Genomic DNA, 25418 nt, shown 5'->3' on the forward strand with positions numbered 1-25418 from the left:
CGTAGGAGCGACTTCAGTCGCGATGGGGCTTTACCGGTAAAGCCCCATCGCGACTGAAGTCGCTCCTACATCGCTCCTACAGGAGATCGTGGACAGATTCTTGGTCCGCATGTTCGGCATGGAAGCGGAAGCAAAGGCTTCCGCCCGCTGACGCGGCCGGGTTCATTTCTTTTGGATAAGCGCCAAAAGAAACGGAACCAAAGAAAAACGCTTTCCCTGCAACGTCAAGAGCCTACGCCTGATGGGTTATCGGGATTTTCCGACTCGCCATCCATGGCTCGGTCGGAAAACGCCGCCCATCCATGGGCGGCGCCCTCCGGGTCTGGGGAGGTTCTCGTCGCTCACGCTTGGCAGGAATGGCGCCGTAGCCCCGCACGTCTCGTGAAGCAGGATGCCCTGCTGTTACTCCCTCCCTTGCGAAGGGCTGGGGAGGGGGGGCCGTTGCTGTTGCGGTCGCCGTGGCGGTGAACGCTTGCCGCCATGCCGGCTGACAGGCGGGCAGGGGGCGGGCAGAATCGGGGCATGCGCCCGTACCTCGCCTGCCTGATCCTGTTGCTGCCGTTGTCGTCGCCGGCGGCATCGCCGGCGACGCCGCCGTCCACCGTCGACGCCGCGCAGGTGCAGTGGCCGGCCACCGGCGATGCCTGGATCGACCGCCAGCTGGCGGACATCGACGTCTACGCCCGCCGCTATCCGGACAGCTTCCTCGACGAGCTGGCCCGCTACGCCAACGTCCGCCGCGGCTACGTGCAGGCGCTGCTGGAGCAGCAGCACTGGCGGCCGGGCGACATCTACTTCGCCTGCGCCTGGACGTTCGCCATGAACCTGTCCTGCCGCGAGGCGGTGCGTGCCTGGAGCCGCGACCACCATGACGGCTGGAAGGGCGTGGTCGGGCGCCTGCCGATCGAGCCGAACAACCTCCACTACCGCGCGGTGCGCCACGCCATCGTCGCCAGCTATGACCGCTGGGACCGGCCGATCGAGCTCGACGCGACGCTGCTGCGCCAGCTCGGTGACCGCGAGCGGCGGCTGCAGCGCGCGCGGGAGGCGGCGCAGGCGGCCGAGGCGGCGGACAAGGCGAGGCTTTGATTGGGGATTCGGGATTCGGGATTGGGGATTCGCAAAAGCGTTGCTCCTGCTTTTATCCAATCCCCAATCCCCAATCCCGAATCCCCAATCCCCAATCCCCAATCCCCAACGCTGCACCGCAACTCGCCGCCGTGCGGCCGCCGGGCGAGAATGCGCGCTCGCCGGGGCCTGCCCGGTCTCCTTCGCCCCCGGATGTCCCGATGAACGATGCCGCCCACGTCTCGCCCGACCACATCCGCAGCCTGTTCGCGCAGGCGATGTCGGAGATGTACCGCAGCGAGGTGCCGCTGTACGGCACGCTGATGGAGCTGGTGTCGCAGGTCAATGCCGACACCCTGGACGCCGATCCGGCGCTGGCCGCGCAACTGCGGCGCAGCGACGACCTGCAGCGGCTGGACCTGGAGCGCCACGGCGCCATCCGCGTCGGCAGCGCGCGCGAACTGGCCACGCTGCGGCGCATGTTCGCGGTGATGGGCATGCAGCCGGTGGGCTACTACGACCTGTCGGTGGCGGGGGTGCCGGTGCATTCCACCGCGTTCCGCCCGGTCGAGGCGCAGGCGCTGGCGCGCAATCCGTTCCGCGTGTTCACCTCGCTGCTGCGGCTGGACCTGATCGAGGACGAGGCGCTGCGCGCGCAGGCCGCGGCGATCCTGGCGCGGCGCGACATCTTCACCGCCGGCGCGCTGGAACTCATAGAGCGCTGCGAGCAGGCCGGCGGCCTGGACGACGACGAGGCCCGGCGCTTCGTCGCCGAGGCGCTGGAGACGTTCCGCTGGCACCGCCAGGCCACGGTGTCGCTGGCGACCTACCGCGCCTTGAGCGACGCGCACCGGCTGATCGCCGACGTGGTCTGCTTCCGCGGCCCGCACATCAACCACCTCACCCCGCGCACGCTCGACATCGACGCCGCGCAGGCGCAGATGCAGCGCCGCGGCATCGACGCCAAGGCGGTGATCGAGGGCCCGCCGCGGCGGCGCTGCCCGATCCTGCTGCGGCAGACCAGCTTCAAGGCGCTGCAGGAGCCGGTGCTGTTCCCGGACGACGCCGGCGCGCAGGCCGGCACCCATACCGCGCGCTTCGGCGAGATCGAGCAGCGCGGCCTGGCGCTCACGCCCAAGGGCCGCGCGCTGTACGACGCGCTGCTGGACCAGGCGCGCGAAGGCCAGGGCAGCACCGGCGGCGACTACGTGCAGCGGCTGCAGGCGGCCTTCGCCGCGTTCCCCGACGACCACGACACCCTGCGCCGGGAGGAACTGGGCTACTTCCGCTACGCGGCCACCGCCGCCGGGCGCGCCGAGCCGCAGGCGCTGCGCACGCGGCCGCTGGAGGAACTGCTGGCCCACGGCCTGGCCAGCGCCGACCCGATCGTCTACGAGGATTTCCTGCCGGTCAGCGCGGCGGGCATCTTCCAGTCCAACCTCGGCGGTGCAGAACAGGGCGCCTACGCGGCCCGCGCCAACCGCGACGCGTTCGAGCAGGCGCTGGGCGCGGCGGTGGCCGATCCGTTCGCGCTGTACGCGCAACTGCAGGACGACTCCCTGCGGCGCCTGCGCGCAGGGCAATGACGCCAGCGGACTTCCGGGCCTAGCTACAATGGCGCCGTGATCCTGTCCCGACCCCAGTCGCGCCTGATGCAGCGGCTCGCCGTGCTGGCGGTGCTGCTGATGCTGTGCGCGCCGCTGCTGAGCCGCTGGGTGCAGGCCCATGGCCCGCTGCCGGGTCCGCGCGGCCCGGCGGCGCCTGCGCACACGACTTCCGGGGCGGCCCACGCCGGCATGCCCGGCCACGCCCACGCCGATATGGCCATGGCCGCGGATACCGGTGCGGCTGCCGCGATGGCCATGACGATGCACGCCCATGCCGCCGACGGTTCGGCCGATGCGGCAACAGCGGCCGCGCACGGCAGCCACGGCCAGGTGGGGGATAGCCATGCCGCGCACGGCGAGGCCTGCGACTACTGCCTGCTCGCCGGGCGCCTGTTGCTGGTCCTGGCCGTCGCCTGGCTGCTGTTGCCGCCGTTGCATCCGCCGCTGCCGCTGGTGCGACGGCTGCTGCCGGTCTTCGTTCCCGTCCTGCGGCGCGCGCATGCGCCCCGCGGCCCGCCGCTGGCGGCCTGATCCACGCCCTTGCGTTGTTCCTGCGCGCGATGCCGCCTGCGGCGTCACGCGCGTGCGTGTTCTTTCAGGAGTTCCAGCATGCGATCCCTTTCCCCGTCGCCGCTGTGGGCGGCACTGTCGTGCTGCCTGTGCCAGGCCGCGTTTCCCGCCCTGGCCGCGCAGGACGTCGGCGCCGATGGCGAAGCCCGCAACTTCGACGCCATCGTCGTCACCGCCACCCGTCCGTCCTCGCCGTTGACCTGGACCACCGATCCCAAGCTGCCGCGGCAGCCGGTGCCGGCCAGCGACGGCGCCGATTACCTCAAGACCGTGCCCGGCTTCGCCGTGCTGCGCCAGGGCGGCAGCAACGGCGATCCGGTGCTGCGCGGCATGTTCGGCTCGCGCCTGAACGTGCTCAGCAACGACGGCAGCCTGATCGGCGCCTGCCCGGCGCGCATGGACAACCCGCTGTCCTACATCGCCCCGGAGAGCTACGACCGGCTGACCATCGTCAAGGGGCCGCAGACCGTGCTGTGGGGACCGGGGGCGTCGGCCGGCACGGTCCGCTTCGAGCGCGAGCTGCCGCATTTCGACGCGCCGGGCATCAAGCTCGACGCCAGCGCGCTGGGCGGCTCGCGCGGACGCAACGACCAGGTGCTCGATGCCACCCTGGGCAGCCCCGGCGGCTACGTGCGGGTGGGCGGCAACCGCTCCGAGTCGGGCGACTACCGCGACGGCGCCGGCAACGTCGTGCCGTCGAAGTGGCGCAAGTGGAACGGCGACGTGGCGGTCGGCTGGACGCCCGATGCCGATACCGTGCTGGAACTCGGCGCCGGCCGCGGCAACGCGCTGGCCCGCTACGCCGGGCGCAGCATGGACGGCGCCGCGTTCGAGCGCACCAGCTACGGCCTGCGCTTCGAGCGCAAGCGCTTGAGCGAGACGTGGACCGGCCTGGCGGCCAACGTCTACTACAACGCCGCCGACCACGTGATGGACAACTACACGCTGCGCACCCCCAACCCGGACAGCGCGATGCCGATGGCGATGGCCTCCAACGTCGACCGCCGCACCCGCGGCGGGCGCGTGGCCGGCGACTGGCAGTGGGGCGAGGTCGCCCTGACCGCCGGCGTGGACGCCCAGGACAGCCGCCATCGCAGCCGCAGCGCCAGCGGCCGCGGCGCCTACCGGCTGCAACCGCGCAGCGAGGACGCGGCCTTCCGCAGCGCCGGTGCGTTCGCCGAGGCCACCTTCGGCAAGGGCCGGCCGCAGCGCTGGGTGAGCGGCCTGCGCCTGGACCGCGCCCAGGCCCGCGACCAGCGCGCCACCACCGGCATGATGGGCATGGCCAACCCCACCCGCGGGCAGACCCGCAGCGAGCACCTGGGCAGCGCCTTCCTGCGCTACGAGCGCGACCTGGACGCGCGCTGGAACGTGTATGCCGGGCTGGGCCGCAGCGAGCGCATGCCCGACTACTGGGAACTGTTCTCCGCCGACAGCGGGCCGGCCGGCAGCGTCAACGCGTTCTCCGCGATCAGGCCCGAGCGCACCACCCAGCTGGACATCGGCGCGCAGTACCGCGGCGAGCGCGTGGATGCCTGGGTATCGGCCTACGCCGGGCGGATCGGCGACTACATCCTGTTCACCTACGGCGCCGGCGGCGCGATGGGCGACAGCTCGCAGGCGGGCAACGTGGACGCGCGCATCGCCGGCGGCGAGATGGGCGTGGACTGGCGCCCGGCCGACGGCTGGACGCTGGGCACCACGCTGGCCTACGCCTGGGGCGAGAACCGCAGCCAGCACCGCCCGCTGGCGCAGATGCCGCCGCTGGACGGGCGCGTCACCGCCGCCTGGGAGGGCCGCCGCTGGACGGCCGGCGCGGTGTTCCGCGCGGTGGCGCGGCAGGGCAGGGTGGCCGCGGGGCAAGGCAGCGTCACCGGCCAGGACCTGGGCCGCAGCGCCGGCTTCGCCACCTTCGCGCTCAATGGCGGCTACCGCTTCAGCGACGCGCTGGGCCTCACAGCCGGCGTGGACAACCTGTTCGACCGCGACTACAGCGAGCACCTGAACCTGGCCGGCAGCGCCGACTTCGGCTTCCCCGCCGACCCGGTGCGCATCCACGAGCCCGGCCGCACCTGGTGGGTGCGCCTGGGCTACCGCTACTGAGCCCGAGGTCGCCCCGGGAAACCGGTGTGCGACGCCGTGTCCGCTGTCCGGCGATTGCCGGGCGGCGGCTTTCGAGACCGAACGACATGAACCATCCCATGACCAAGCGTCCTGCCATCGCGATCCTGGCGCGTGTCCTGCGCCGGACCCTGCCCGCCGGCGCCGCACTGGCCGGCGCGTGCCTTGCCACCGCCGCCGCCGGCGCAGACGACGCGGTCCTGACCCTGGGCAAGGTCCGGGTCGAGGCCGCCGGCAGGAAGGGCGCGATCGCCGCGAGCGACGTGTCCACCTCGGTGGACATCCTCGGCGCCGACCTGCTGCAGGACCAGCACGTGGACTACAGCTGGGAGCTGTTCAAGCGCGCCCCCGGGGTGCAGGTGACCGAGTTCCGCATGGGCACCGACGCCGGCCGCATCTCCTTGCGCGGCTTCAACGGCGAAGGCCGCATCAACGCGGTCAAGCTGCTGATCGACGGCGTCCCAAGCAACGACAACGCCGGCGGCATGCCCTACCTGGACGCGGTGTTCCCGCTGGAGATCGAGGCCATCGAGATCGTGCGCGGCACCAACGATGCGCGCTACGGCCTCAATGCCATCGCCGGCGACGTCAACGTGGTGACCCGGCAGGGCCGCGACGACGGCGTCGTCAGCCTGGGCGCGGGCAGCTTCGGCACGCGGGAGATCCAGCTGGCCAAGGGATTCGTGCAGGGGCCGTGGAGCCAGGACTACTTCGTCGCCTGGCGCGATTCGGACGGATACCGCGACCACGCCCGGGCCATCCGCCGCGTGTTCTCCGGCAAGTGGTTCTATACCGACCCGCAGGGCATGTGGAAGGCCGGGCTGAGCGGCCGCTACTACCGCAACGACGCCCAGGAACCGGGCTACCTGCAATACGCCGACGCGGTGGCCCGTCCGCGCAGCTCGCCCGACTATTCGCGCCAGGACCACAGCGAGCGGCAGCTGGCGCAGACCACGCTCAGCGCCGAGGGCGAGGCCGGCAGCGACTGGCACTGGAGCGCCAAGGCCTACGTGAACCGCTACCGCAACGACCGCGTGGTCAAGTTCACCGCCGCCGGCGTGCGCCAGGAGCGCTACAGCGACGAGACCCACCGTGGCCTGCTGGGCACCCTCACCTGGCGGCCCGCGGTGGACTGGGCCGAGGAACTGGCAGTGGAGGCCGGCGTGGACGCGCAGTGGCAGGACAACGTCTCGCGGCGCTTCGCCATCGTCGACGGCGAGCGCTCGGCGGTGCTGCGCGACTGGGCGTACTCGCTGGACACGCGCGGGGCCTACGTGCAGGCCGTCGTCCGCGCGCCGGGCGGGCTGAAGATCGTGCCGGCCTATCGCATCGATCGCGTGTACGGCGACTTCACCGACGTGGATGGCGGTGCGCGCTACCCGGTGTATGGCTACGGCACGATCCGGCAGCCGAAGATCAGTGTCTCGCAGGCGCTGGGAGCCGATGCCAGCGTCTATGCCAACTGGGGACGGACCTTCCAGATCGGCAGCGGCAACGGCGCCTACCGCACCCAGGCGCACCAGCTGTCGCCGTCGATCAACGACGGCTGGGAAGCGGGCCTGAGGCTGCGGCCGTGGCGCCGCGCCGATGCCCGCGTGGCCTACTGGGAACAGCGCGCGTCCGGCGAGGTCGCCACCGTCCTCGGCGTGGACGGAAGCGTCGGCACCGGCGAGGTCGGCAACGTCGGCAAGACCGTGCGCAAGGGCTGGGACGTGCAGCTGAACCTGCAGCCGGGCGAGCGCTGGCAGGCATGGCTGGCGTACTCGCGGCAGACGGCGAGGATCGTCGCCCCCGACCCGAGCGCGCCGCTCACGCGCGGCAGGCAGATCGAGAACGTGCCGCGCTGGCTGGCCAGCGCCGGCGTGGACTGGCAGGCGACGCCGCGGCTGAAGCTCAGCGCCTGGGGCAACGGCCAGGGCGACTACTACATCGAGCGCAGCAACACCGAGGGGCGCTACGGCGGCTACGTGCTGGCCAACCTGGGCGCCACCTGGACCCTGGCCGACACCAGCGAGCTGGCGTTGCAGGTCAGGAACGCGACCGACCGGGCCTACGTCTACGCCTGGTACGACAGCGGTTCGGAAGGCTACTCGCCCGGCGACGGGCGCGCCTTCCATGTGAGCTGGAGCCGGAGCTTCTGACGGCCGGTTCGCGGTCTCCGGTACGTGCGACGACCCGTATGCGCGACGTAGGAGCGGCGTAGGAGCGACTTCAGTCGCGATGGGGCTCTACCGGTGAAGCCCAATCGCGACTGAAGTCGCTCCTACGTCGTTCCTGCTGGGGGCTGCTGCCCGTCATTCCCGTGCCATGGCACCGGCCACCGGCCACCGGCCCGCACGAGCAGGCGAGGACCACGCCTGCTGCCGTTGCAGCGTGGCTAGGGCGCCGCCAGCGGCCCGCGCCGTGCCGCCGCCCGTGCCTGCCGGCGCTCGCGGCGGCGCGCGCGCCAGTCGTGCCAGCGCTGGCTCAGGCAGGAGAAGATCACGTACAGCGCCGGCGTGCTCAGCAGCGTCAGGCTCTGCGAGATCAGCAGCCCGCCGATCATCGCGATGCCCAGCGGCCGCCGCAGCTCCGAGCCCTCGCCCAGTCCGACCGCCAGCGGCACCGCCGCCAGGATCGCCACCATCGTGGTCATCATGATCGGGCGGAAGCGCACGATGCTGGCCTCGCGCGCGGCCTGCAGCGGCGTCAGTCCATGCTCGCGCTGCGCCACCAGGGCGAAGTCGATCATCATGATCGCGTTCTTCTTGACGATGCCGATCAGCAGCACCAGCGCGATCATCGAGATCACCGACAGCTCGGTGCCGGTCAGCCACAGCGCCAGCATCGCGCCCATGCCCGCCGCCGGCAGCGTGGACAGGATCGTCACCGGGTGGATCAGGCTCTCGTAGAGCATGCCCAGCACCAGGTACACGGTGATGATCGCCGCCAGCACCAGGATCAGCATCGAGTTCGGATTGAGCTGCACGCCGAAGCCGCCGCCGTCGGAGATGCGGATGTCGCCGGGCATGCGCAGGCCGGCGACGGTGGCCTGGATGATCGCGTCGGCCTCGCCGGTGCTCACGCCCGGGGCGAGGTTGTAGCTCAGGTCCATCGTCGTGTACTGGTTCTCGTGGGTGATCTGCGGCGGCGACAGGCCCGGCTCCTGGCGGGCGACCGCGGTCAGCGGGATCATGGTGCCGGCGCTGTTGGGCAGGTAGATCTGGTCCAGCGCCGCCGGGGTGGCGGTCTGCTGCGGCAGCGCGTTGACCACCACCGAGTACTGGTTGAGGTCGGCGTAGATGGTGGAGATCGAGCGCTGGCCGAAGGCGCCGTACAGCGCGCCGTCGATGTCGCCGACCGAGATCCCCATCCGCTTCGCCTTGGCGCGGTCGATGATGATGTTCTGGCGCAGCCCGGCACTGTCCACGTCGGTGCCGACGTCGCGCAGCTTGGGATTCTTCTTCAGCTCGGCCTGCAGCTTCGGCAGCCATTCCTGCAGCTGCGCCAGGTCGTTGCCCTGCAGCGAGACGCGGTACTGCGCGCCCTGGCTGGTACCGCCGCCGCCGTCGCTGGGCAGGTCCTGGATCGCGCGCAGGCGCAGCTGCAGGTCGGGGTAGCGGTCGGCCTTCAGGCTCAGCCGCGCCACCACCTGCGCGGTGCTCTCGCGGCGGCCCTCGGCGCGCGACTTCAGCTCGATGTTGAACTGCGCGCTGGAGCCCTGGCGGCCGCTGCCCAGGCGCACGCCGACGATCTTCACCGCCGGGTCGGCCACCAGCATGTCGGTGATGCGGCGCTGGCGCTCGGACATGTCGGCGAACGACACGGTGGCGCTGGAGCTGGCGCGGCCCCAGATCAGGCCGGTGTCCTGCGGCGGGAACGAGCCCTTCTTGACCGCGCCCATCAGGAACACCGTGGCCACGATCAGCAGCAGCGGCGTGAGCGAGAGCAGCAGCGCGTGGCGCAGCGAGAAATCCAGCGCGGCGGTGTAGATCCGCAGCATGCGCGCGTGCGCGCCGTCCAGCCAGCGGCTGATGCGGCCGGGCTGCGCGGCATCCTTCTCGGCCGACAGGAAACGGCTGCACAGCGCCGGGGTCAGCGTCAGCGAGACGATCATCGACACCACGATCGCCGCCACCAGGGTCACGGTGAACTCGCGGAAGAACGCCCCGACCATGCCGCTGGCGAACAGCAGCGGGATGAACACCGCCACCAGCGAGGCGGTGATCGAGACGATGGTGAAGCCGATCTCGCGCGCGCCGGCCAGCGCCGCCTGCAGTCGCGGCATGCCCTCGTCGAGATGGCGGGTGATGTTCTCGATCACCACGATGGCGTCGTCGACCACGAAGCCGATCGCGATCACCAGCGCCAGCAGGCTCAGGTTGTTGAGGGTGAAGCCGAGCACGTACATCGCCAGCGCCGAGCCGGCCAGCGACAGCGGCACGGTGACCGCGGCGATCAGCGTCGGCGCCAGCCGGCGCAGGAACAGCGCCATGGTCAGCACCACCATCGCCAGGCTGATCATCAGCGTGGCCTGCACCTCGTGCAGCGAGGCGCGAATGGTGGGGGTGCGGTCGAAGTAGGGGGTGAGCGTGGTGCCCGGCTGCAGGTAGCTGCGCAGCTCGGGGATCTGCGCCTTCACCCGGTCCACGGTGCCGACCATGTTGGCGCCGGCGCGGGTGAACACGTACATCACCACCGCCTTCTGCCCGCCGAACCAGGCCGCCTGGTAGGCGTCCTGCTGGCCGTCGTAGACGTTGGCCACGTCGCTCAGCCGCACCACCCGGCCGTTGTCCTGGGTGGCGACCACCAGGTTGCCGAAGTCGGCCGCCCTGGCCACCGAGTCGTTGACCACGATGGCCAGGGTGGAGCGGCCGTCGGACAGGAAGCCGGTGGGCGAGGTCACGTTGGCCGCGCGCACCGCGTTGCGCAGGTCGTCCGGGGTCAACCCCATCGCGTTGAGCGCGCGCAGGTTCACGTCCACCCGCACCGCCGGGGTCGAGGCGCCGGCGATGTCCACCGAGGACACGCCGTCGATCTGGCGCAGGCGCTGCGCCAGCAGCGAGTCGGCGACGTTGTACAGGTCGTCGGCCGACTGCGTGCGCGAGGTCAGGGCGATGGCGATGACCGGGTCGTCGTTGGGATTGGCCTTCTGGTACATCGGCGTGCCCAGCCCGGAGGGCAGGTCCGCCTGCGCGGCGTTGATCGCGGTCTGCACGTCCTGCGCGGCCGAGTCGATGTCGCGGTTGCTCTGGAAGATCATGAACACCATGCTGCTGCCCTCCGAGCTGGACGAGCGCATGCTGTCGATGCCGGGCAGCTGGCCCAGGTGCCGTTCCAGCGGAGCGGTGACGGTGGAGGCCATGGTCGAGGCATCCGCGCCGGACTGCGTGGCGTGGACGAAGATCACCGGGATCTGGATGTTGGGCAGCGCCGCCACGCCCAGCCGCAGGTAGCAGAGCAGGCCGATCACGAACAGGCCGGCGGCCAGCAGGCTGGTGCCGATCGGGCGGCGGATGAAGATGCCGGACAGGTTCATGCCGCGGCTCCTGTCCCCATCGCCGCAGGAGCGACTTCAGTCGCGATGGAGCTTTCCCGGTACGGCCCCATCGCGACTGAAGTCGCTGCTACGGGGGCGCCGCAGGCGTGCCGGCTCATGCGCGCTCCGCAGCGGCAACGGCATGCCGCGCCGCGCGCTGCTCGCGCCAGGCGCGCAGGCGTTCGGACAGGCGTTCCATGTACAGGTAGATCACCGGCGTGGTGTACAGCGTCACCAGCTGCGACAGCAGCAGGCCGCCGACGATGGCGATGCCCAGCGGGCGCCGCAGCTCCGAGCCGATGCCGCTGCCCAGCGCCAGCGGCAGCGCGCCGAGCATGGCCGCCGCGGTGGTCATCATGATCGGGCGGAAGCGCAGCAGGCAGGCACGGTGGATCGCTTCCACCGCGCTGACGCCGGTGCGCCGCGCCTCGATGGCGAAGTCGATCATCATGATCGCGTTCTTCTTGACGATGCCGATCAGCAGCACGATGCCGACGATGCCGTCCACCGACAGGCTCAGCCCGCACAGCATCAGTGCCAGCAGCGCGCCGACGCCGGCCGGCGGCAGGGTGGAGATGATCGTGATCGGGTGGATGTAGCTCTCGTACAGCACGCCCAGCACGATGTAGATCACCACCACCGAGGCCAGCAGCAGCCACACGATGTCGCTCTGGCTGCCGGTGAACTCGGCGGCCTTGCCGATGAACTGCGCGCGCACCTGCGACGGTATCTGCAGTTCCTCGCGCGCCTGCTCGATCGCCTTGACCGCCTGCGACAGCGAGTAGCCCGGCGCCAGGTTGAAGGAGATGGTCACCGCCGGCAGCTGCTGCTCGTGGCTGACCACCAGCGGGGTGTGGGTGGCCTTGGCCTCGGCCAGTGCCGCCAGCGGGATGATGCTGCCGGCGCCGACGGCGATGCCGGTGTTCTGGTTGCCGATGCCGGTGGCGGTGGACGAGTTGGACGAGGTGACCTGGCCGAAGCTGGTGGCGTTGGAGCCGGTCAGCGCGCCGCTGCCGTTGCTGGCCACCGCCAGCTGGTTGAGCAGGGCAGTGCTGGTGCGGAACTCCGGCGCCACCTCCAGCACCACGCGGTACTGGTTGAGCTCGGTGAAGATGGTGGAGATCTGGCGCTGGCCGAAGGCGTCGTACAGGGTGTCGTCGATGGTCTGCATCGGCACGCCCAGCACGCTGGCCTTGTCGCGGTCGATGGTCAGCTCCAGCGCGTTGCCGCGGTTGACCAGGTTGTTGTCCACGTCGGCCAGCTCGGGCAGCTTGCGCAGCGCCTCGGTCATGCGCTGGGCCTGGGTGGCCAGCTCGGTGCTGTCCACGTCGGAGAGCGAGTACTGGTACTCGGTGGCGGCCACGCGGGTGTCCAGGGTCACGTCCTGCACCGGCTTGAGGTACAGCGCCACCCCGGGGATGCCGGCCACCGCCTGCTGCAGCCGCGGCACCACCGCGTCCAGGCCGTCGCGATCGCCGCGCTGCTTGAGCACGATCGACAGCTGGCCCTGGTTGAGCGTGGGGTTCATGCTGCCGGCGCCGATGAAGGCGGCCACGCCGGTCACCGCCGGGTCCTTGCGCAGCGCCTCGGCCACCGCCTGCACGCGCTGCTCCATCTGCGGGAAGGCGATGTTCTGGTCGGCCTGGACCACGCCGGTGATCAGCCCGGTGTCCTGCTCGGGCAGCAGGCCCTTGGGGATGACCACGTACAGCAGCACCGTCAGCAGCATCGCCGCGATCGCCACGCCCAGGGTCAGCGGCTGGTGCGCCAGCACCCAGTTCAGCGAGCGCTCGTACAGGCCGACGGTGCGCGTCCACAGATTCTGCTTGCCGGCCGCGGCGGCGCGCTCGTGCGCGTCCTCGCCCTCGGGCAGGGCGTCGGGCTTGAGCAGGTAGGCACACATCATCGGCGTCAGCGTCAGCGACACCAGCATCGAGATCGTCACCGCGATCGACAGCACCCAGGCGAACTCGTGGAACAGGCGCCCGGTCACGCCCGGCATCAGCAGCAGCGGCAGGAACACCGCCACCAGCGACACCGTCAGCGACAGCACGGTGAAGCCGATCTGGCGCGCGCCGATCTCGGCCGCCTCCGGCCCGCTCTTGCCCTGCTCGATGTAGCGCACGATGTTCTCGATCATCACGATCGCGTCGTCCACCACGAAGCCGGTCGCCACCACCAGCGCCATCAGCGACAGGTTGTCCAGCGACATGCCGGCGAAGGCCATCACCCCGAAGGTGCCGGCCAGCGACAGCGGCACCGCCACCGAGGGGATGATCGTCGCCCACAGCCGGCGCAGGAACACGAAGATCACCGCCACCACCAGGCAGATCGTCAGCACCAGGGTGAACTTGACCTCGGCCACCGAGGCGCGGATGGTCTCGGTGCGGTCGGAGAACACGTCCAGGTGCACGTCGGCCGGCAGCACCGCGCGCAGCTGCGGCAGGATCGCGCGCAGCTGCTCCACCGTCTGCACGATGTTGGCGCCGGGCTGGCGGCGCACCTCCAGCAGCACCGCCGGCTTGCCGTCGGCCCAGGCCGCCAGCTGGTCGTTCTCCACCCCGTCCACCACCTGCGCCACGTCCGACAGCCGCACCGGGCGGCCGTTGCTGTAGCTGATGATGGTCTGCGCGTATTCCTCGGCGGTGGTCAGCTGGTCGTTGGTGCCGATGCTGTAGGACTGGGTCTTGCCGTTGAGCGAGCCCTTCGGCGCGGAGACGTTGGTCTCGGTCAGCGCGCTGCGCAGCGCCTCCATGGTCAGGCCCATGTTCGACAGCTGCGCCGGGTTGACCTGGATGCGCACCGCCGGGCGCACGTTGCCGGCGATCGACACCAGGCCCACGCCCGGCACCTGCGACAGCCGCTGCGCCAGGATCGAGTCGGCGTAGCGGTTGACCTCGCGCAGCGGCAGCGTGTCGGAGGTGAGCTTGAGGGTCAGGATCGCCGCGTCGGCCGGGTTCACCCGGTTGTAGACCGGCTGGTAGGGCAGCGACGAGGGCAGGGTGGCCTGGCGGATCGCCGACTGCACGTCCTGCGCGGCGATGTCGATGTCCTTGTCCATCGAGAACTGCAGGATGATCGTCGACAGCCCTGCCGAGGAGTCGGAGGTCATCAGCTCCAGCCCGGAGATCTGCCCGAACTGGCGCTCCAGCGGCGTGGTCACCAGCGAGGCCATGGTGCTGGCGTTGGCGCCCGGGTACTGGGTGGTCACCACCAGGCTGGGGGCGTCGATCTCCGGCAGCGCCGACACCGGCAGCTGGCGGTAGCCGAGGATGCCCAGCAGCAGTACGCCGGCCATCAGCAGAGAAGTGGCGATGGGGCGGCGGATGAAGATGGTCGAAAAGCCCACGGGCGGATCCTTGCTGGATGGATCGGGTGCCGGCCCGGGGGCCGGCGGGGGAAGTCAGGTCATGCGCGCGCTCAGCGCGGCCCGCCGCCGGGGCCGCGCTGGCCGCCGCGCTGGTGCTGCTGGCTGGCGGCGGCCTTCAGCTCGGCCTCGGTGGGCGCGGCCGGGGTCTCGCCCGGCTTGAGCGCGTTGACCTTGGCGCCGGGCTTGAGGCGGAACTGGCCCTCGGTCACCACCCGCTCGCCGGCCTTCAGCCCGGAGGCGATCTGCACGTTGCTGTCGTCGACCTCCACGCCCTGCAGGACGGTCTGGACCTTGACCGTGTCGTCGCCCTGCACCACGTACACGTAGTCGCCGTCGGGGCCGCGCTGCACCGCCTGCGCCGGCACCACCACGCCGCCGGCGATGGTGCGCAGGCGCACCCGCACGTTGATGAACTGGCCCGGCCACAGCGCGTTGTCGGTGTTGGGGAACGCCGCGCGCACGGCGAAGGTGCCGCTGTCGCTGCTGATCTGGTTGTCGATCACGTCGAGCTGGCCGTCGGCGGAGATCGGATGGGCGTCGGTGCGGTCCAGCGCAATGATCTCCACCGCGCCCGCGGCCTGCGCCTCGCGCAGGCCCTGCAGCTCGCGCTCGGGCAGGTTGAACAGCACGTGGATCGGATGGATCTGGGTGAGGGTGACGATGCTGCTGCTGGTGCTGACCACGTTGCCGGCGTCCACGCCGCGGATGCCGGCGATGCCGTCGATCGGCGCGGTGATGCGGGTGTACTGCAGCTGCACCTGGGCCGCGCGCATGGCGGCGTCGTTGGCCGCCACCGCTCCCTCGTACTGCGTCACCTGGTTGTGCTGGGTGTCCAGGTCGGTCTTGGACACGTACTGGCGGTACTCGGGCGTGTTGGAGCGCTGGTAGTTCGAGCGCGCGGTGGCCAGCAGCGCCTGGTTCTGGCGCTTGGCCGCCGCGGCCTCGTCAAAGCTGGCCTGCAGCGAGCGCGGATCGATCTGCGCCAGCAGCTGGCCCTTCTTCACTTCCTGGCCTTCCTTGAAGTCGATGCTCATCAGCTGGCCGCCCACCTGCGGGTTGACGGTGACGGTGTTGAGCGCGCTGACCGTGCCCAGTGCGGTCGCGTAGACCGGAACGTCGCGGGTGGTGGCGGCCACCACGGTGACCGGCACCGGCGCGGTGTCCTCGCCCTGCTGGCCGGCGCCCGCTTGCGACTTGCCGCCGAACAGGCGCATGGCGAGCACCACGACGACCAGCGCTGCCACGACGAGCAGCGCAATCTTCCAGAAACGCGACATTCAACGACTCCTGTGGCGAAGACGGGAACGATTTCCCGCTTGGGGGGCTTCAGCCCGGCAAGCATATCGTCGGCGCCGGGCAATTGGACCATGACTGACGTTACATACGGCGGCGGCGGGGCCCCGCCAAGTGGCTGTTTCCACTTGGGGCGCGGCGGGGTGGCGGCCGGCGGGCCGGGGGCCGCGATCGCCAGGGTTCAGCCCTGCCACGCCGCCGGCAATCCGGTCGCGGACGGCCGCCGGCAAGGCGTCCGGCCGGGCCCGCGGTCCGTACATCCTCCGCTCAAACCGGCCCCGCTACACTGCCGCCGATGAACACCCCACAAGATTCCAGCCTCGGCCGCGAGGTCGCCTACCCCGACCGCTACGATCCATCCCTGCTGTTCCCGATTCCGCGCGCCGCCGCCCGTGCCCAGATCGGCATCGGCGCCGATGCCGCGCTGCCGTTCCACGGCCACGACCGCTGGCACGGCTACGAGCTGGGCTGGCTGGACGCGCGCGGCAAGCCGTCCGTGGCCACCGCGACCTTCCTGGTGCCGGCGACCTCGCCGCACCTGATCGAGTCCAAGTCGTTCAAGCTCTACCTCAACTCGCTCAACTCGGCGCGCTTCAACAGCGCCGCCGCCGTGCGCGAACGCATCGCCACCGACCTGTCCGCGCGCGCCGGCGCCGACGTGCAGGTGGCGTTCGGCCTGCCGCCGGTGGACGCGCCGGGCGAGGGCGAGTCCATCGACGTGCTGGACATCGACATCGACGACTACGGCCCGCCGCATGCCGGGCACCTGCTCGCCGCCCCGGGCGAGCACGTGCAGGAGGTGCTGACCTCGGCCCTGCTCAAGTCCAACTGCCCGGTCACCGGCCAGCCGGACTGGGCCAGCGTGACGCTGCGCTATCGCGGCCCGCGCATCGACCGCGAGGGCCTGCTGCGCTACCTGGTGAGCTTCCGAGACCATGCCGAGTTCCACGAGCAGTGCGTGGAGCGCATCTTCCAGGACGTGCTGCAGCGTTGCCGCTGCACGTCGCTGTCGGTGGAGGCGCGCTACACCCGCCGCGGCGGGCTGGACATCAATCCCTGGCGCGCCACCGCCGACGTCCCGGCTCCCCTGGGGATCTTCCGCGACGCGCGGCAGTGAACCGACGCGGCATGCATGGGGTTCACGCCCATGCGATGCCGTGTTAACAACTCGTGTGTCATGTTCGCCTCCAGCATTCAAGAGCAGGGAGCATGGCAATGGCCAACGAAAACAAGGCCGACTTTTCCGGCGTGACCGCCAAGGTCGACAGCAGCGCGGCACCGGCACAGAAGGCCGATTTCTCCGGCGTCACCTCCAGCGTGGACAGTACCGCGCAGGTCGTCGGCGAGCAGCAGTACACGGTCAAGAGCGGCGACTCGCTGTCCAGGATCGCCAAGCACTTCTACGGCGACGGCAACGCCTGGAACCGCATCTTCGAGGCCAACCGCGACCTGCTCAAGGACCCGGACAAGATCCAGCCGGGACAGACCCTGCGCATCCCGCCCAAGTGATCCGCCACACATTCCCGTCGCGCGCCGCTGGGCGTGCGTCCCCGTATTAATCGCATTGGAGATCCAAACATGAAAATCAACAAGCAAGCCGCCTACGCACTCGTGCTGGCCGTGGGTACCGTCGTTGCCGTGACCGGCTGCAAGAAGAAGGAAGAAGCCGTCCCGGCGACCGAGACCGCGGCGACCACCGCCCCGGCCCCGATGAGCGAGGCGCCGGCGACCGCCCCGACCACCGCAGCGGTGACCGTGTCCAGCGTGAGCGTGGGCAACACCGCCGCGGCCGACAGGAGCGTGGCGCCGGTGGCGCTGCTCAAGCCCACCGACAAGATCATCGTCTCGGTCAGGACCGACGGAGCCGCCAGCAACGCCGAGATCGGCGCCAAGCTGACCTACCAGGACGGCCAGGTGGCCGGCGAGCAGCGCGCGTCGCTGAACACCGGCGGTGCCGAGGTCACCAATATCGAGTTCACCAACGCCAACGCCTGGCCGGCCGGCAAGTACCGCGCGGAAGTGACCGTGAACGGCCAGCCTGCCGGTACCGCGCAGGAATTCGAGGTGAGGTGATCCATCGTCCATCGGGCCGACTCTCTCCCGGCCCGGGACCTACACCTTCGGGCGCAGCGCAGGCTGCGCCCTTTTTGCGTGTGCCGCCGCGTCGACCGCGACGCGCATGGCGGCCGCGAACGGATGCTCCCCGTGCGAGGGGCACGGTACCTGGGCGGAAGGTTGCAGACGCGACCAACGTCGGCTTTCCCGGGGCTGCGTAAACCGCGACAATCGAGGGCCCGGCGCGCGCGTCCGCGCCTGCCGAAAGCGGCAGCGGTCCCTGGCCCGCGCCGCGACGCCTCGCAGGCCGCATGCGCGCCCGGGCGCAGCGATGCCATCCCGTTGTCCCACGAACCGACCGAGACTGCGTACCGATCATGTCCGACACCCCGAAGATCATCTATACCCTGACCGACGAAGCCCCGTTCCTGGCCACCCAGTCGCTGCTGCCGATCGTCGAGGCCTTCGCCGGCACCGCCGGCATCGGCGTGGAAACCCGCGACATCTCGCTGGCCGCGCGCATCCTGGCGCAGTTCCCCGACTACCTCGATGCCGCGCACAAGGTCGCCGACGACCTGGCCGAGCTGGGCGCGCTGGCCAAGCGGCCGGAAGCGAACATCATCAAGCTGCCCAACATCAGCGCCTCGGTGCCGCAGCTCAAGGCCGCGATCAAGGAACTGCAGGACCAGGGCTACGCGCTGCCCAACTATCCGGACGCGCCTGCCGACGACGTCGCCCGCGACATCAAGGCACGCTACGACAGGGTCAAGGGCAGTGCGGTCAATCCGGTGCTGCGCGAGGGCAATTCCGACCGCCGCGCGCCGCTGTCGGTGAAGAACTACGCCCGCAAGCACCCGCACCGCATGGGCGCCTGGAGCGCCGATTCGAAGACCCACGTGGCGCACATGGACGGCGGCGATTTCTACGGCAGCGAGAAGTCGGCCACGCTGGATGGCGAGGGCAGCCTGAAGATCGAGTTCGTCGGCAAGGACGGCGCGGCCACCGTGCTCAAGGAGAAGACCCCGGTCAAGGCCGGCGAGATCGTCGATGCCTCGGTGATGAGCCGCAAGACGCTGGCCGCCTTCGTCGATGCGCAGATCGAGGACGCCAGGCGGCAGGGCGTGCTGTTCTCGCTGCACCTGAAGGCGACGATGATGAAGGTCTCCGACCCGATCATGTTCGGCGTGGTCGTCGGCGAGTTCTACAAGGACGTGCTGGGCAAGCATGCCGCCGCGCTCGGGCAGGCCGGCTTCGACCCCAACAACGGCATCGGCGACCTGGCCGCGCGCATCGCGGTGCTGCCGGAGGCGACCCAGGCGCAGATCAGGGCCGACCTGGAGGCCGAGTACGCCAAGCGCCCGGCGCTGGCGATGGTCAACTCCGACAAGGGCATCACCAACCTGCACGTGCCCTCGGACGTGATCGTCGACGCCTCGATGCCGGCGATGATCCGCGACTCCGGCAAGATGTGGGACGCGGCCGGCGAGCTGCAGGACACCAAGGCGGTGATCCCGGACCGCAGCTACGCCGGCATCTACCAGGTGGTGATCGAGGACTGCAAGGCGCACGGCGCGTTCGACCCGGCGACCATGGGCAGCGTGCCCAACGTCGGCCTGATGGCGCAGGCGGCCGAGGAATACGGCAGCCACGACAAGACCTTCCAGGTGCCCGCCGACGGCAGCGTGCGCGTCACCGACCAGGACGGCAACGTGGTGTTCGAGCACCCGGTCGAGGCCGGCGACATCTGGCGCATGTGCCAGACCAAGGACGCGCCGGTGCAGGACTGGGTGAAGCTGGCGGTGACCCGTGCGCGCCTGAGCGGTACCCCGGCGATCTTCTGGCTCGACCCGCAGCGCGCGCACGACGCGCAGGTGATCGCCAAGGTCGAGCGCTACCTCAAGGACCACGACCTGGCGGGGCTGGACATCCGCATCCTGCCGCCGCAGCAGGCGATGGCGGTGTCGCTGCAGCGCATCCGCCAGGGCCAGGACACGATCTCGGTCACCGGCAACGTGCTGCGCGACTACCTGACCGACCTGTTCCCGATCATGGAACTGGGCACCAGCGCCAAGATGCTCTCCGTGGTGCCGCTGATGGCCGGCGGCGGCCTGTTCGAGACCGGCGCCGGCGGCTCGGCGCCCAAGCACGTGCAGCAGCTGCTGGCCGAGGACTACCTGCGCTGGGATTCGCTGGGCGAGTTCCTGGCCCTGGCGGCCTCGCTGGAACACCTGGGCGAGCGCTATGGCAACGCGGCGATCAAGGTGCTGGCCAGGACGCTGGACCAGGCCAACGGCCAGATCCTGGACAACAACAAGTCGCCGTCGCGCAAGCTCGGCGGGCTCGACAACCGCGGCAGCCATTTCTACCTCGCCCTGTACTGGGCGCAGGCGCTGGCCGCGCAGGACGAGGACGGGGCGCTGAAGGCCCGCTTTGCGCCGCTGGCCGAAGCGCTGGCGCGTGACGAGCAGAAGATCGTCGCCGAACTGGCCGCGGTGCAGGGCAAGCCGGTGGCGATCGGCGGCTACTACCATCCGGACCTGGGCAAGGCCGCCGCGGCGATGCGCCCGAGCCAGACCCTGAACGAGGCGGTGGCCACGCTGGCCGGCTAGGAGCGGCTGACAGAACCAGGGCCGTCGTCCCCGCGGCTTTCTACGGCCGCATGGCTGGTCAGGCGGGGAACCGGCGGCTCCCACCCACGAACTAAGGGCACCGGATGGGTCAGCCATGACCAGCCACGGCCAGCCGTTCGACCGTAGTAAAGCGCTCGGCTGTGACGGAGCGCTTCGCGCTTCGGCTGCCGAAAGGCATTTCCCGCCTTCGCGCACTGCTGGCGGGGAAGTTTCCTGGCTGGCCAGCGAGGGCTTGCGGCCGAGGCCTTGCGACCCCGCTGGCAACAGCGGGACCCGGGCCGTGGACCGCCATCCGTGGGCTTGTCGTCCCCGCCCTGGCGGGAACCCAGTGCCTGTGCCTTGAAAGGTGGGGCTACCGGAAGACTGCGTAGCTGATCGATTTCACTGTGCAAGTCGCTGGGTCCCCGCCTGTGCGGGGACGATGCTTTCGGTTCTTCCGAACGTGGGCCACGTCACTTCAGCCGACGACTGTCCGATCCCGCGTTTTCTCCGGACAGCAGTGCGTCTTGGCGGATACGACGAATCTTGTTGGCCGCTCCAAGTCCCACCCCGGGGCCGTGCCACGCGGCCCTCCGGGTTTGCCGGGCGGCCGGAGGAAACCTCAGGCCGCTGCGTTTCCGGCAAGGTGGCGGCCTCAGCGGAACGGCGACAGCGCGGTCATGCTGCGGATCAGCCGTGCATGCAAATCCCGCCGCGTGGCGGCCGGGTCGGCCCCCGTGGCCGGATTGCGTTCCGTTGCCTGCGCCGCGTCTTCCGCGGCGCCTTCGTGCGGCGGCGCCGGCTCGGCCAACGACTGCGCCAGTTCCACGTTGGCGACGTGTCCATGGTGGAACAGCAGGTCGCGATGGATCTTCATGGCAATGCCTCCACTTGAGTGGTGGTCAAGATAGAGGCACGCTGACAAGGCAAAAAGCGACGATTCTGCAACCAGGACTTGAAGGAGATTCAAGTGTCCCGTCCCCCGCTGCACGCCCTGCAAGGCTTCGCCGCCGCCGTGCGCTTCGGCACCCTGTCGCGCGCGGCGGCCTCGCTGCACCTGACCGTCAGCGCACTCAGCCACCAGATGCGCACCCTGGAGACGCGGCTGGGATACCGCCTGCTGGAGCGCCACGCACGCGGCGTGAGCCCGACGCCCGAGGGCCGCGTGTTGCTGGACCGCGTCGCCCCGCACCTGGATGCCATCGCCCAGGCGATGCAGCCGTTCGCGGCGCGGCGCGACGACGTGCTGACGATCAGCATCACCCCGTCGATGGCCTCGGCCTGGCTGGTGCCGCGCCTGCCCAGCTTCCTGGCCGCGCATCCGACGCTGGAGCTGAACATGCTGTCCAGCGAACGGCTGGTCGACTTCGAGCGCCAGCTGCAGGTCGATGCTGCCCTGCGCGTGGGCACCGGGCAGTGGCCGGGCCTGAGCGCCGAGCCGCTGCTGGACGAATGGCTGGTGCCGATGGCCAGTCCCGCGCTGATCGCGCGCATGCGCCGGCAGGGCGTGCGCAGGCTCGCCGACTGGCCGCTGCTGGGCGATCCGGACGGCGAGTGGGAACGCTGGTTCGAACTGGCCGGCGAGCCGCCGGCCAGTCGCTACGTGGCCTCGTTCGACGATTCCGAGGCCCACCACCGCGCCGCGCTGGACGGGGTGGGCGTCGCGCTGGGACGGGTGACGCGCGCGCGGCTGCTGCTCGATTCCGGCCAGCTCGTCGTGTTGTCGCCGCACCGGCTGAAGACAGCCTGGTCGCACTACCTGGTCCATCCGCCGCGCAGCGCCGGCCACCGCGGATTCCTGGCCTTCCGCCAGTGGCTGTTCGCGCAGGCGGCCGAGCACGCGCGCCAGGCCGAGCCGGCCACCGCGTCCATGCCGTCCCGGCGCGGCCGCCGCGGTCGACACGGGCCGCGCACGGACCCTGGGTAAGATGCCGCCATGAGCGGAACCGCCGAAGCCATCGCCCATCTGGTCCGCGACGCGTTCGAGGACTACCACGCGCGCTTTGCCGAGATCACCCGGCGCGCGCGGCTGCGCTTCGAGAGCGGCGACTGGAACGCGGCGCGGGCCGATGCGGTCGAGCGCATCGAGCTGTACGACCAGTGCATCGGCGAATGCCTGCTGCGGTTGCAGGCGGTGCTGCTAGACCGCGCCCACGACCGCGCGCTGTGGGCCGAAGTGCGCACCCAGTTCGAACGGCTGCTGGCCGGGCTGATCGACCAGGAGCTGTACAAGACCTTCTACAACACCCTGTCGCGGCGGCTGTTCGACACCCGCGGCGTCGACCCGGCGGTGGAGTTCGTCGCGCTCGACATCGAGCCCACCGACGCCATCACCCATCCGGTGGCGCGCCACAGCTACGCGGTGTCCACCCTGCGTCCCACCGACACCTTCATGCGCGTGCTCGGCGACTACCGCTTCGGCGTGCCGTATTCCAACCAGCTGCGCTGCGCGGCCAACGTCGCGGTGCGGCTGCAGGACGACCTGGCGCACTGGGGCGAGCAGCCGGTGCGGGCGATCGAGCTGCTGGAGACGGTGTTCTACCGCGAGCGCCGCGCCTACCTGGTCGGCCGCGTGTTCGGCGAGGAGCGCTTCTCGCCCTGCGTGATCGCCCTGGTCAACGACGGCGACGGCCTGCGGGTGGAGGCGGTGCTGACCCGCCGCGCCAGCGTGGCGCAGCTGTTCGGCATCGCCCGCAGCTACTTCCATGCCGACCTGGCCACCGTCGGCGACGCGGTGGTGTTCCTGCGCGGGCTGCTGCCGCACAAGCCCATCGACGAGCTGTACACGGTGCTCGGGCGCGCCAAGCAGGGCAAGACCGAGCGCTTCCGCACCTTCTTCCGCCACTTCCAGGCGCAGCCGGACGAGCAGCTGGTGCTGGCCGAGGGCACCCCCGGCATGGTCATGGCGGTGTTCACCCTGCCCAGCTATCCGCTGGTGTTCAAGGTCATCCGCGACCGCTTCGCCTATCCGAAGATGATGAGCCGCGAGGACGTGGAGGCCAAGTACGAACTGGTGTTCCACCTGGACCGCGTCGGCCGCCTGCTCGACGCCCAGCCCTATCGCGCGCTGCGCTTCCCGCGCTCGCGATTCTCGCCCGAGCTGCTGCGCGAGCTGCAGCGGACCTGCGGCAACGGCATGGTGGCCGACGGCGACGACCTGATCATCTCGCTGTGCTACGTGCAGCGGCGCCTGCGCCCGCTCAACCTGTACCTGCGCGAGCAGGCGCCCGAGCCATCGCGCGAGGCCGCGCTGGACTATGCGCAGGCGATCAAGGACATGGCGCGCAACAACATCTTCCCCGGCGACATGCTGCTGAAGAACTTCGGCGTGTCGCGGCACGGGCGGGTGGTGTTCTACGACTACGACGAACTGTGCCTGGTCACCGACTGCAACTTCCGCGACTGGCCCAAGCCGGTGGGCTACGAGCAGCAGATCGCGCCCGAGCCGTGGTTCCACGTCGGCGCGCACGACGCCTTCCCCGAACGCTTCATCGCCTTCATGGGCCTGCCGGCGGCGCAACGCGAGGCGGTGCGCGCCGCCCACGGCGAACTGTTCGACCCGCAGTGGTGGCGCGACCTGCAGGCACGGCTGGCGGCCGGCGACTACCCGGACACGCCGCCGTACGCCGAATCGCTGAAACTGGCCTGAGAACTCGATGTGGACGGGAAGCGTCGACCGGTCGCGGCGGCGCATCGGCACGGCGGCGCCTGCAGGAGCGACTTCAGTCGCGATGGGGCCTTGCCGGGAAAGCTCCAGCGCGACTGAGGTCGCTCCCTACGGTTCTTCGCTCCTTGGAAGACGTTGGCCAGGCCTGCATGCGCTTGTTGCCTGGATCGGCTCGGCGCGGTCTAATCGGCGCACATCGACGACTATGGAGTGGTGAATGATGCGTGGCAGGAAGGCTTTGCAATGGATGACGCTGCTGCTGGCCGGCTTCGCCGGCCTCGCCTCCGCGGCCGCGGTCGGGCCCGGCGCGGTGCGCAAGCAGGTCGAGAGCAGCATGCTGCTGCGCGGCAGCATCGACCTGGACCGTACCGGATCGGTGACGGAGGTGGCGCTGGAGCAGGAGGACAAGCTGCCGCAGGGCGTGGTCGATTTCGTACGCGGCTCGGTCGCGCAATGGAAGTTCGAGCCGGTCGTGCGCGACGGCAAGCCGGTGCTGGCGCGTGCGCCGGTGAGCCTGCGCGTTGTGGCCAAGAAGCGGGACGACGGCAACTACCAGGTCGCGATCCGGCATGCCGATTTCTCCGTTCCCGCAAAGGACGAAGACGGCGAGTCGGTGACGAGCAAGTCGATGAATCCGCCGCGCTATCCGGAGGCGGCGTACCGCAGCGGCTTCAAGGGAACGGTCTACCTCATCCTGAAGGTCGGCCGCGACGGCCGTGTCGAGGATGTCGTCGCCGAACAGGTCAATCTCAGGGTGATCGCCAGCGAGAACCAGATGCGGATCGGCCGCGACCTGCTGGCCAGGGCCTCGGTGGCCGCGGCGAGACGGTGGAGCTTCGTTCCGCCCGTGCGCGGGGATGCAGCCAACGAGCCGTACTGGACGGTGCGGGTGCCGGTGAACTACGCGTTCCACGGCGACCCGGAGTCGGATGCCTACGGCAAATGGAGCGCCTACGTGCCCGGCCCGCGCCAGCCGGTGCCGTGGCGGGCGCAGCAGGACGCGCCGGGCTTCTCGCCTGACACGCTGGCGCAGGCAGGCGGCGTCTACATGGCCGGCGCGGGCAACGGCCCGCGCCTGCTGACGCCGCTCGATGGCGGCTGAGCCGTCCTGGCGGTGATCCGCGGCTTCAACCACCTCACCCTGTCGGTCGCGGACCTGGGGCGCGCCGTCGGCTTCTACCGCAACCTGCTGGGGATGCGGCTGGCCGCGGACTGGACGAATGGCGCCTACCTGCAGGCGGGCGACCTGTGGCTGTGCCTGTCCGCGCTGCGTACAGGCGAGGTGGCGCCGGCGGGCGGCTACACGCACTACGCCTTCTCGGTGGCGGCGGAAGACTTCGACGCCCTGGTCGCGAAGCTGCGCCGGCACGGCGTGCGGGCGTGGCAGGACAACCGCAGCGAGGGCGATTCGTTCTACTTCCTCGATCCGGACGGGCACCGGCTGGAACTGCATGTCGGCGACCTGGCGGCGCGGCTGGCGCACTGCCGCCGTCATCCCTACGCCGGGATGCGCCTGGCCGAGGACTGAGCGCCGGCGCTG

Annotated in this window: 17 protein-coding genes; 13 read left to right on the forward strand and 4 right to left on the reverse strand. The window is 70.5% G+C overall.

All coding sequences use genetic code 11. The features are described from left to right. The first annotated feature begins 522 nt into the window (after positions 1–522). The 5 genes from LRX76_RS17450 (at position 523) to LRX76_RS17470 (ending at position 7507) form a co-directional block, all read left to right on the forward strand. Entirely contained in the window at positions 523–1089 is a 567-nt protein-coding gene (locus tag LRX76_RS17450) for a hypothetical protein (protein WP_231806905.1), read from the forward strand. A gap of 200 nt (positions 1090–1289) precedes the next feature. Then, positions 1290–2654, forward strand: coding sequence for a VOC family protein (locus tag LRX76_RS17455; protein ID WP_231806906.1), 1365 nt, complete (start codon positions 1290–1292; stop codon positions 2652–2654). Between the two features lie 36 nt (positions 2655–2690). Continuing rightward, the gene (locus tag LRX76_RS17460; protein WP_231806907.1) at positions 2691–3206 is read left to right on the forward strand and encodes a DUF2946 family protein; all 516 of its coding nucleotides are present in this window, start codon (positions 2691–2693) and stop codon (positions 3204–3206) included. A 78-nt stretch (positions 3207–3284) separates the two neighbouring features. Further along, the gene (locus LRX76_RS17465) at positions 3285–5348 is read left to right on the forward strand and encodes a TonB-dependent copper receptor (RefSeq protein ID WP_231806908.1); all 2064 of its coding nucleotides are present in this window, start codon (positions 3285–3287) and stop codon (positions 5346–5348) included. 98 nt (positions 5349–5446) lie between these two features. Continuing rightward, entirely contained in the window at positions 5447–7507 is a 2061-nt protein-coding gene (locus LRX76_RS17470) for a TonB-dependent receptor (protein WP_231806909.1), read from the forward strand. A 236-nt stretch (positions 7508–7743) separates the two neighbouring features. Here the strand turns inward: LRX76_RS17470 and LRX76_RS17475 are convergent, their stop codons facing one another. From LRX76_RS17475 to LRX76_RS17485, 3 genes are all read right to left on the reverse strand, one after another. Next, complete coding sequence (locus tag LRX76_RS17475; RefSeq protein WP_231806910.1) at positions 7744–10884, reverse strand: efflux RND transporter permease subunit; 3141 nt, start codon at positions 10882–10884, stop codon at positions 7744–7746. Positions 10885–10999: 115 nt separating this feature from the next. Then, on the reverse strand, positions 11000–14233 hold the full coding sequence (locus LRX76_RS17480; protein ID WP_231806911.1) for an efflux RND transporter permease subunit: 3234 nt from the start codon (positions 14231–14233) through the stop codon (positions 11000–11002). A 71-nt stretch (positions 14234–14304) separates the two neighbouring features. Then, a complete protein-coding gene (locus LRX76_RS17485) occupies positions 14305–15531 on the reverse strand; it encodes an efflux RND transporter periplasmic adaptor subunit (protein ID WP_231806912.1) in 1227 nt (408 codons plus the stop codon). Positions 15532–15842: 311 nt separating this feature from the next. On the opposite strand from LRX76_RS17485, the gene queF reads away from it, so the two are divergent. The 4 genes from queF (at position 15843) to LRX76_RS17505 (ending at position 20211) form a co-directional block, all read left to right on the forward strand. Further along, positions 15843–16664 (forward strand): NADPH-dependent 7-cyano-7-deazaguanine reductase QueF, encoded by an 822-nt coding sequence (gene queF / locus LRX76_RS17490; protein WP_231806913.1) that lies wholly within the window; start codon positions 15843–15845, stop codon positions 16662–16664. A gap of 98 nt (positions 16665–16762) precedes the next feature. Further along, positions 16763–17056, forward strand: coding sequence for a LysM peptidoglycan-binding domain-containing protein (locus LRX76_RS17495; protein ID WP_231806914.1), 294 nt, complete (start codon positions 16763–16765; stop codon positions 17054–17056). Between the two features lie 69 nt (positions 17057–17125). Continuing rightward, positions 17126–17620, forward strand: coding sequence for a hypothetical protein (locus LRX76_RS17500; RefSeq protein WP_231806915.1), 495 nt, complete (start codon positions 17126–17128; stop codon positions 17618–17620). Positions 17621–17979: 359 nt separating this feature from the next. Continuing rightward, the gene (locus LRX76_RS17505; RefSeq protein ID WP_231806916.1) at positions 17980–20211 is read left to right on the forward strand and encodes an NADP-dependent isocitrate dehydrogenase; all 2232 of its coding nucleotides are present in this window, start codon (positions 17980–17982) and stop codon (positions 20209–20211) included. 655 nt (positions 20212–20866) lie between these two features. Here the strand turns inward: LRX76_RS17505 and LRX76_RS17510 are convergent. Continuing rightward, positions 20867–21088 (reverse strand): hypothetical protein, encoded by a 222-nt coding sequence (locus LRX76_RS17510; RefSeq protein ID WP_231806917.1) that lies wholly within the window; start codon positions 21086–21088, stop codon positions 20867–20869. Positions 21089–21181: 93 nt separating this feature from the next. On the opposite strand from LRX76_RS17510, the gene LRX76_RS17515 reads away from it, so the two are divergent. The 4 genes from LRX76_RS17515 to fos all read left to right on the forward strand — a co-directional run bounded on the left by LRX76_RS17515 (position 21182) and on the right by fos (position 25406). Then, positions 21182–22138: a LysR substrate-binding domain-containing protein gene (locus tag LRX76_RS17515; RefSeq protein ID WP_231806918.1), complete on the forward strand. Its 957-nt coding sequence runs from the start codon at positions 21182–21184 to the stop codon at positions 22136–22138. A 9-nt stretch (positions 22139–22147) separates the two neighbouring features. After that, positions 22148–23860: a bifunctional isocitrate dehydrogenase kinase/phosphatase gene (gene aceK / locus LRX76_RS17520; protein ID WP_231806919.1), complete on the forward strand. Its 1713-nt coding sequence runs from the start codon at positions 22148–22150 to the stop codon at positions 23858–23860. A 238-nt stretch (positions 23861–24098) separates the two neighbouring features. Continuing rightward, a complete protein-coding gene (locus LRX76_RS17525) occupies positions 24099–24980 on the forward strand; it encodes a TonB family protein (RefSeq protein WP_231806920.1) in 882 nt (293 codons plus the stop codon). Positions 24981–24992: 12 nt separating this feature from the next. After that, the gene (gene fos / locus LRX76_RS17530; RefSeq protein WP_231806921.1) at positions 24993–25406 is read left to right on the forward strand and encodes a fosfomycin resistance glutathione transferase; all 414 of its coding nucleotides are present in this window, start codon (positions 24993–24995) and stop codon (positions 25404–25406) included. Positions 25407–25418 lie beyond the last annotated feature (12 nt).

This window comes from Stenotrophomonas sp. MMGLT7 (assembly GCF_021168555.1).
Lineage (GTDB): Bacteria > Pseudomonadota > Gammaproteobacteria > Xanthomonadales > Xanthomonadaceae > MMGLT7.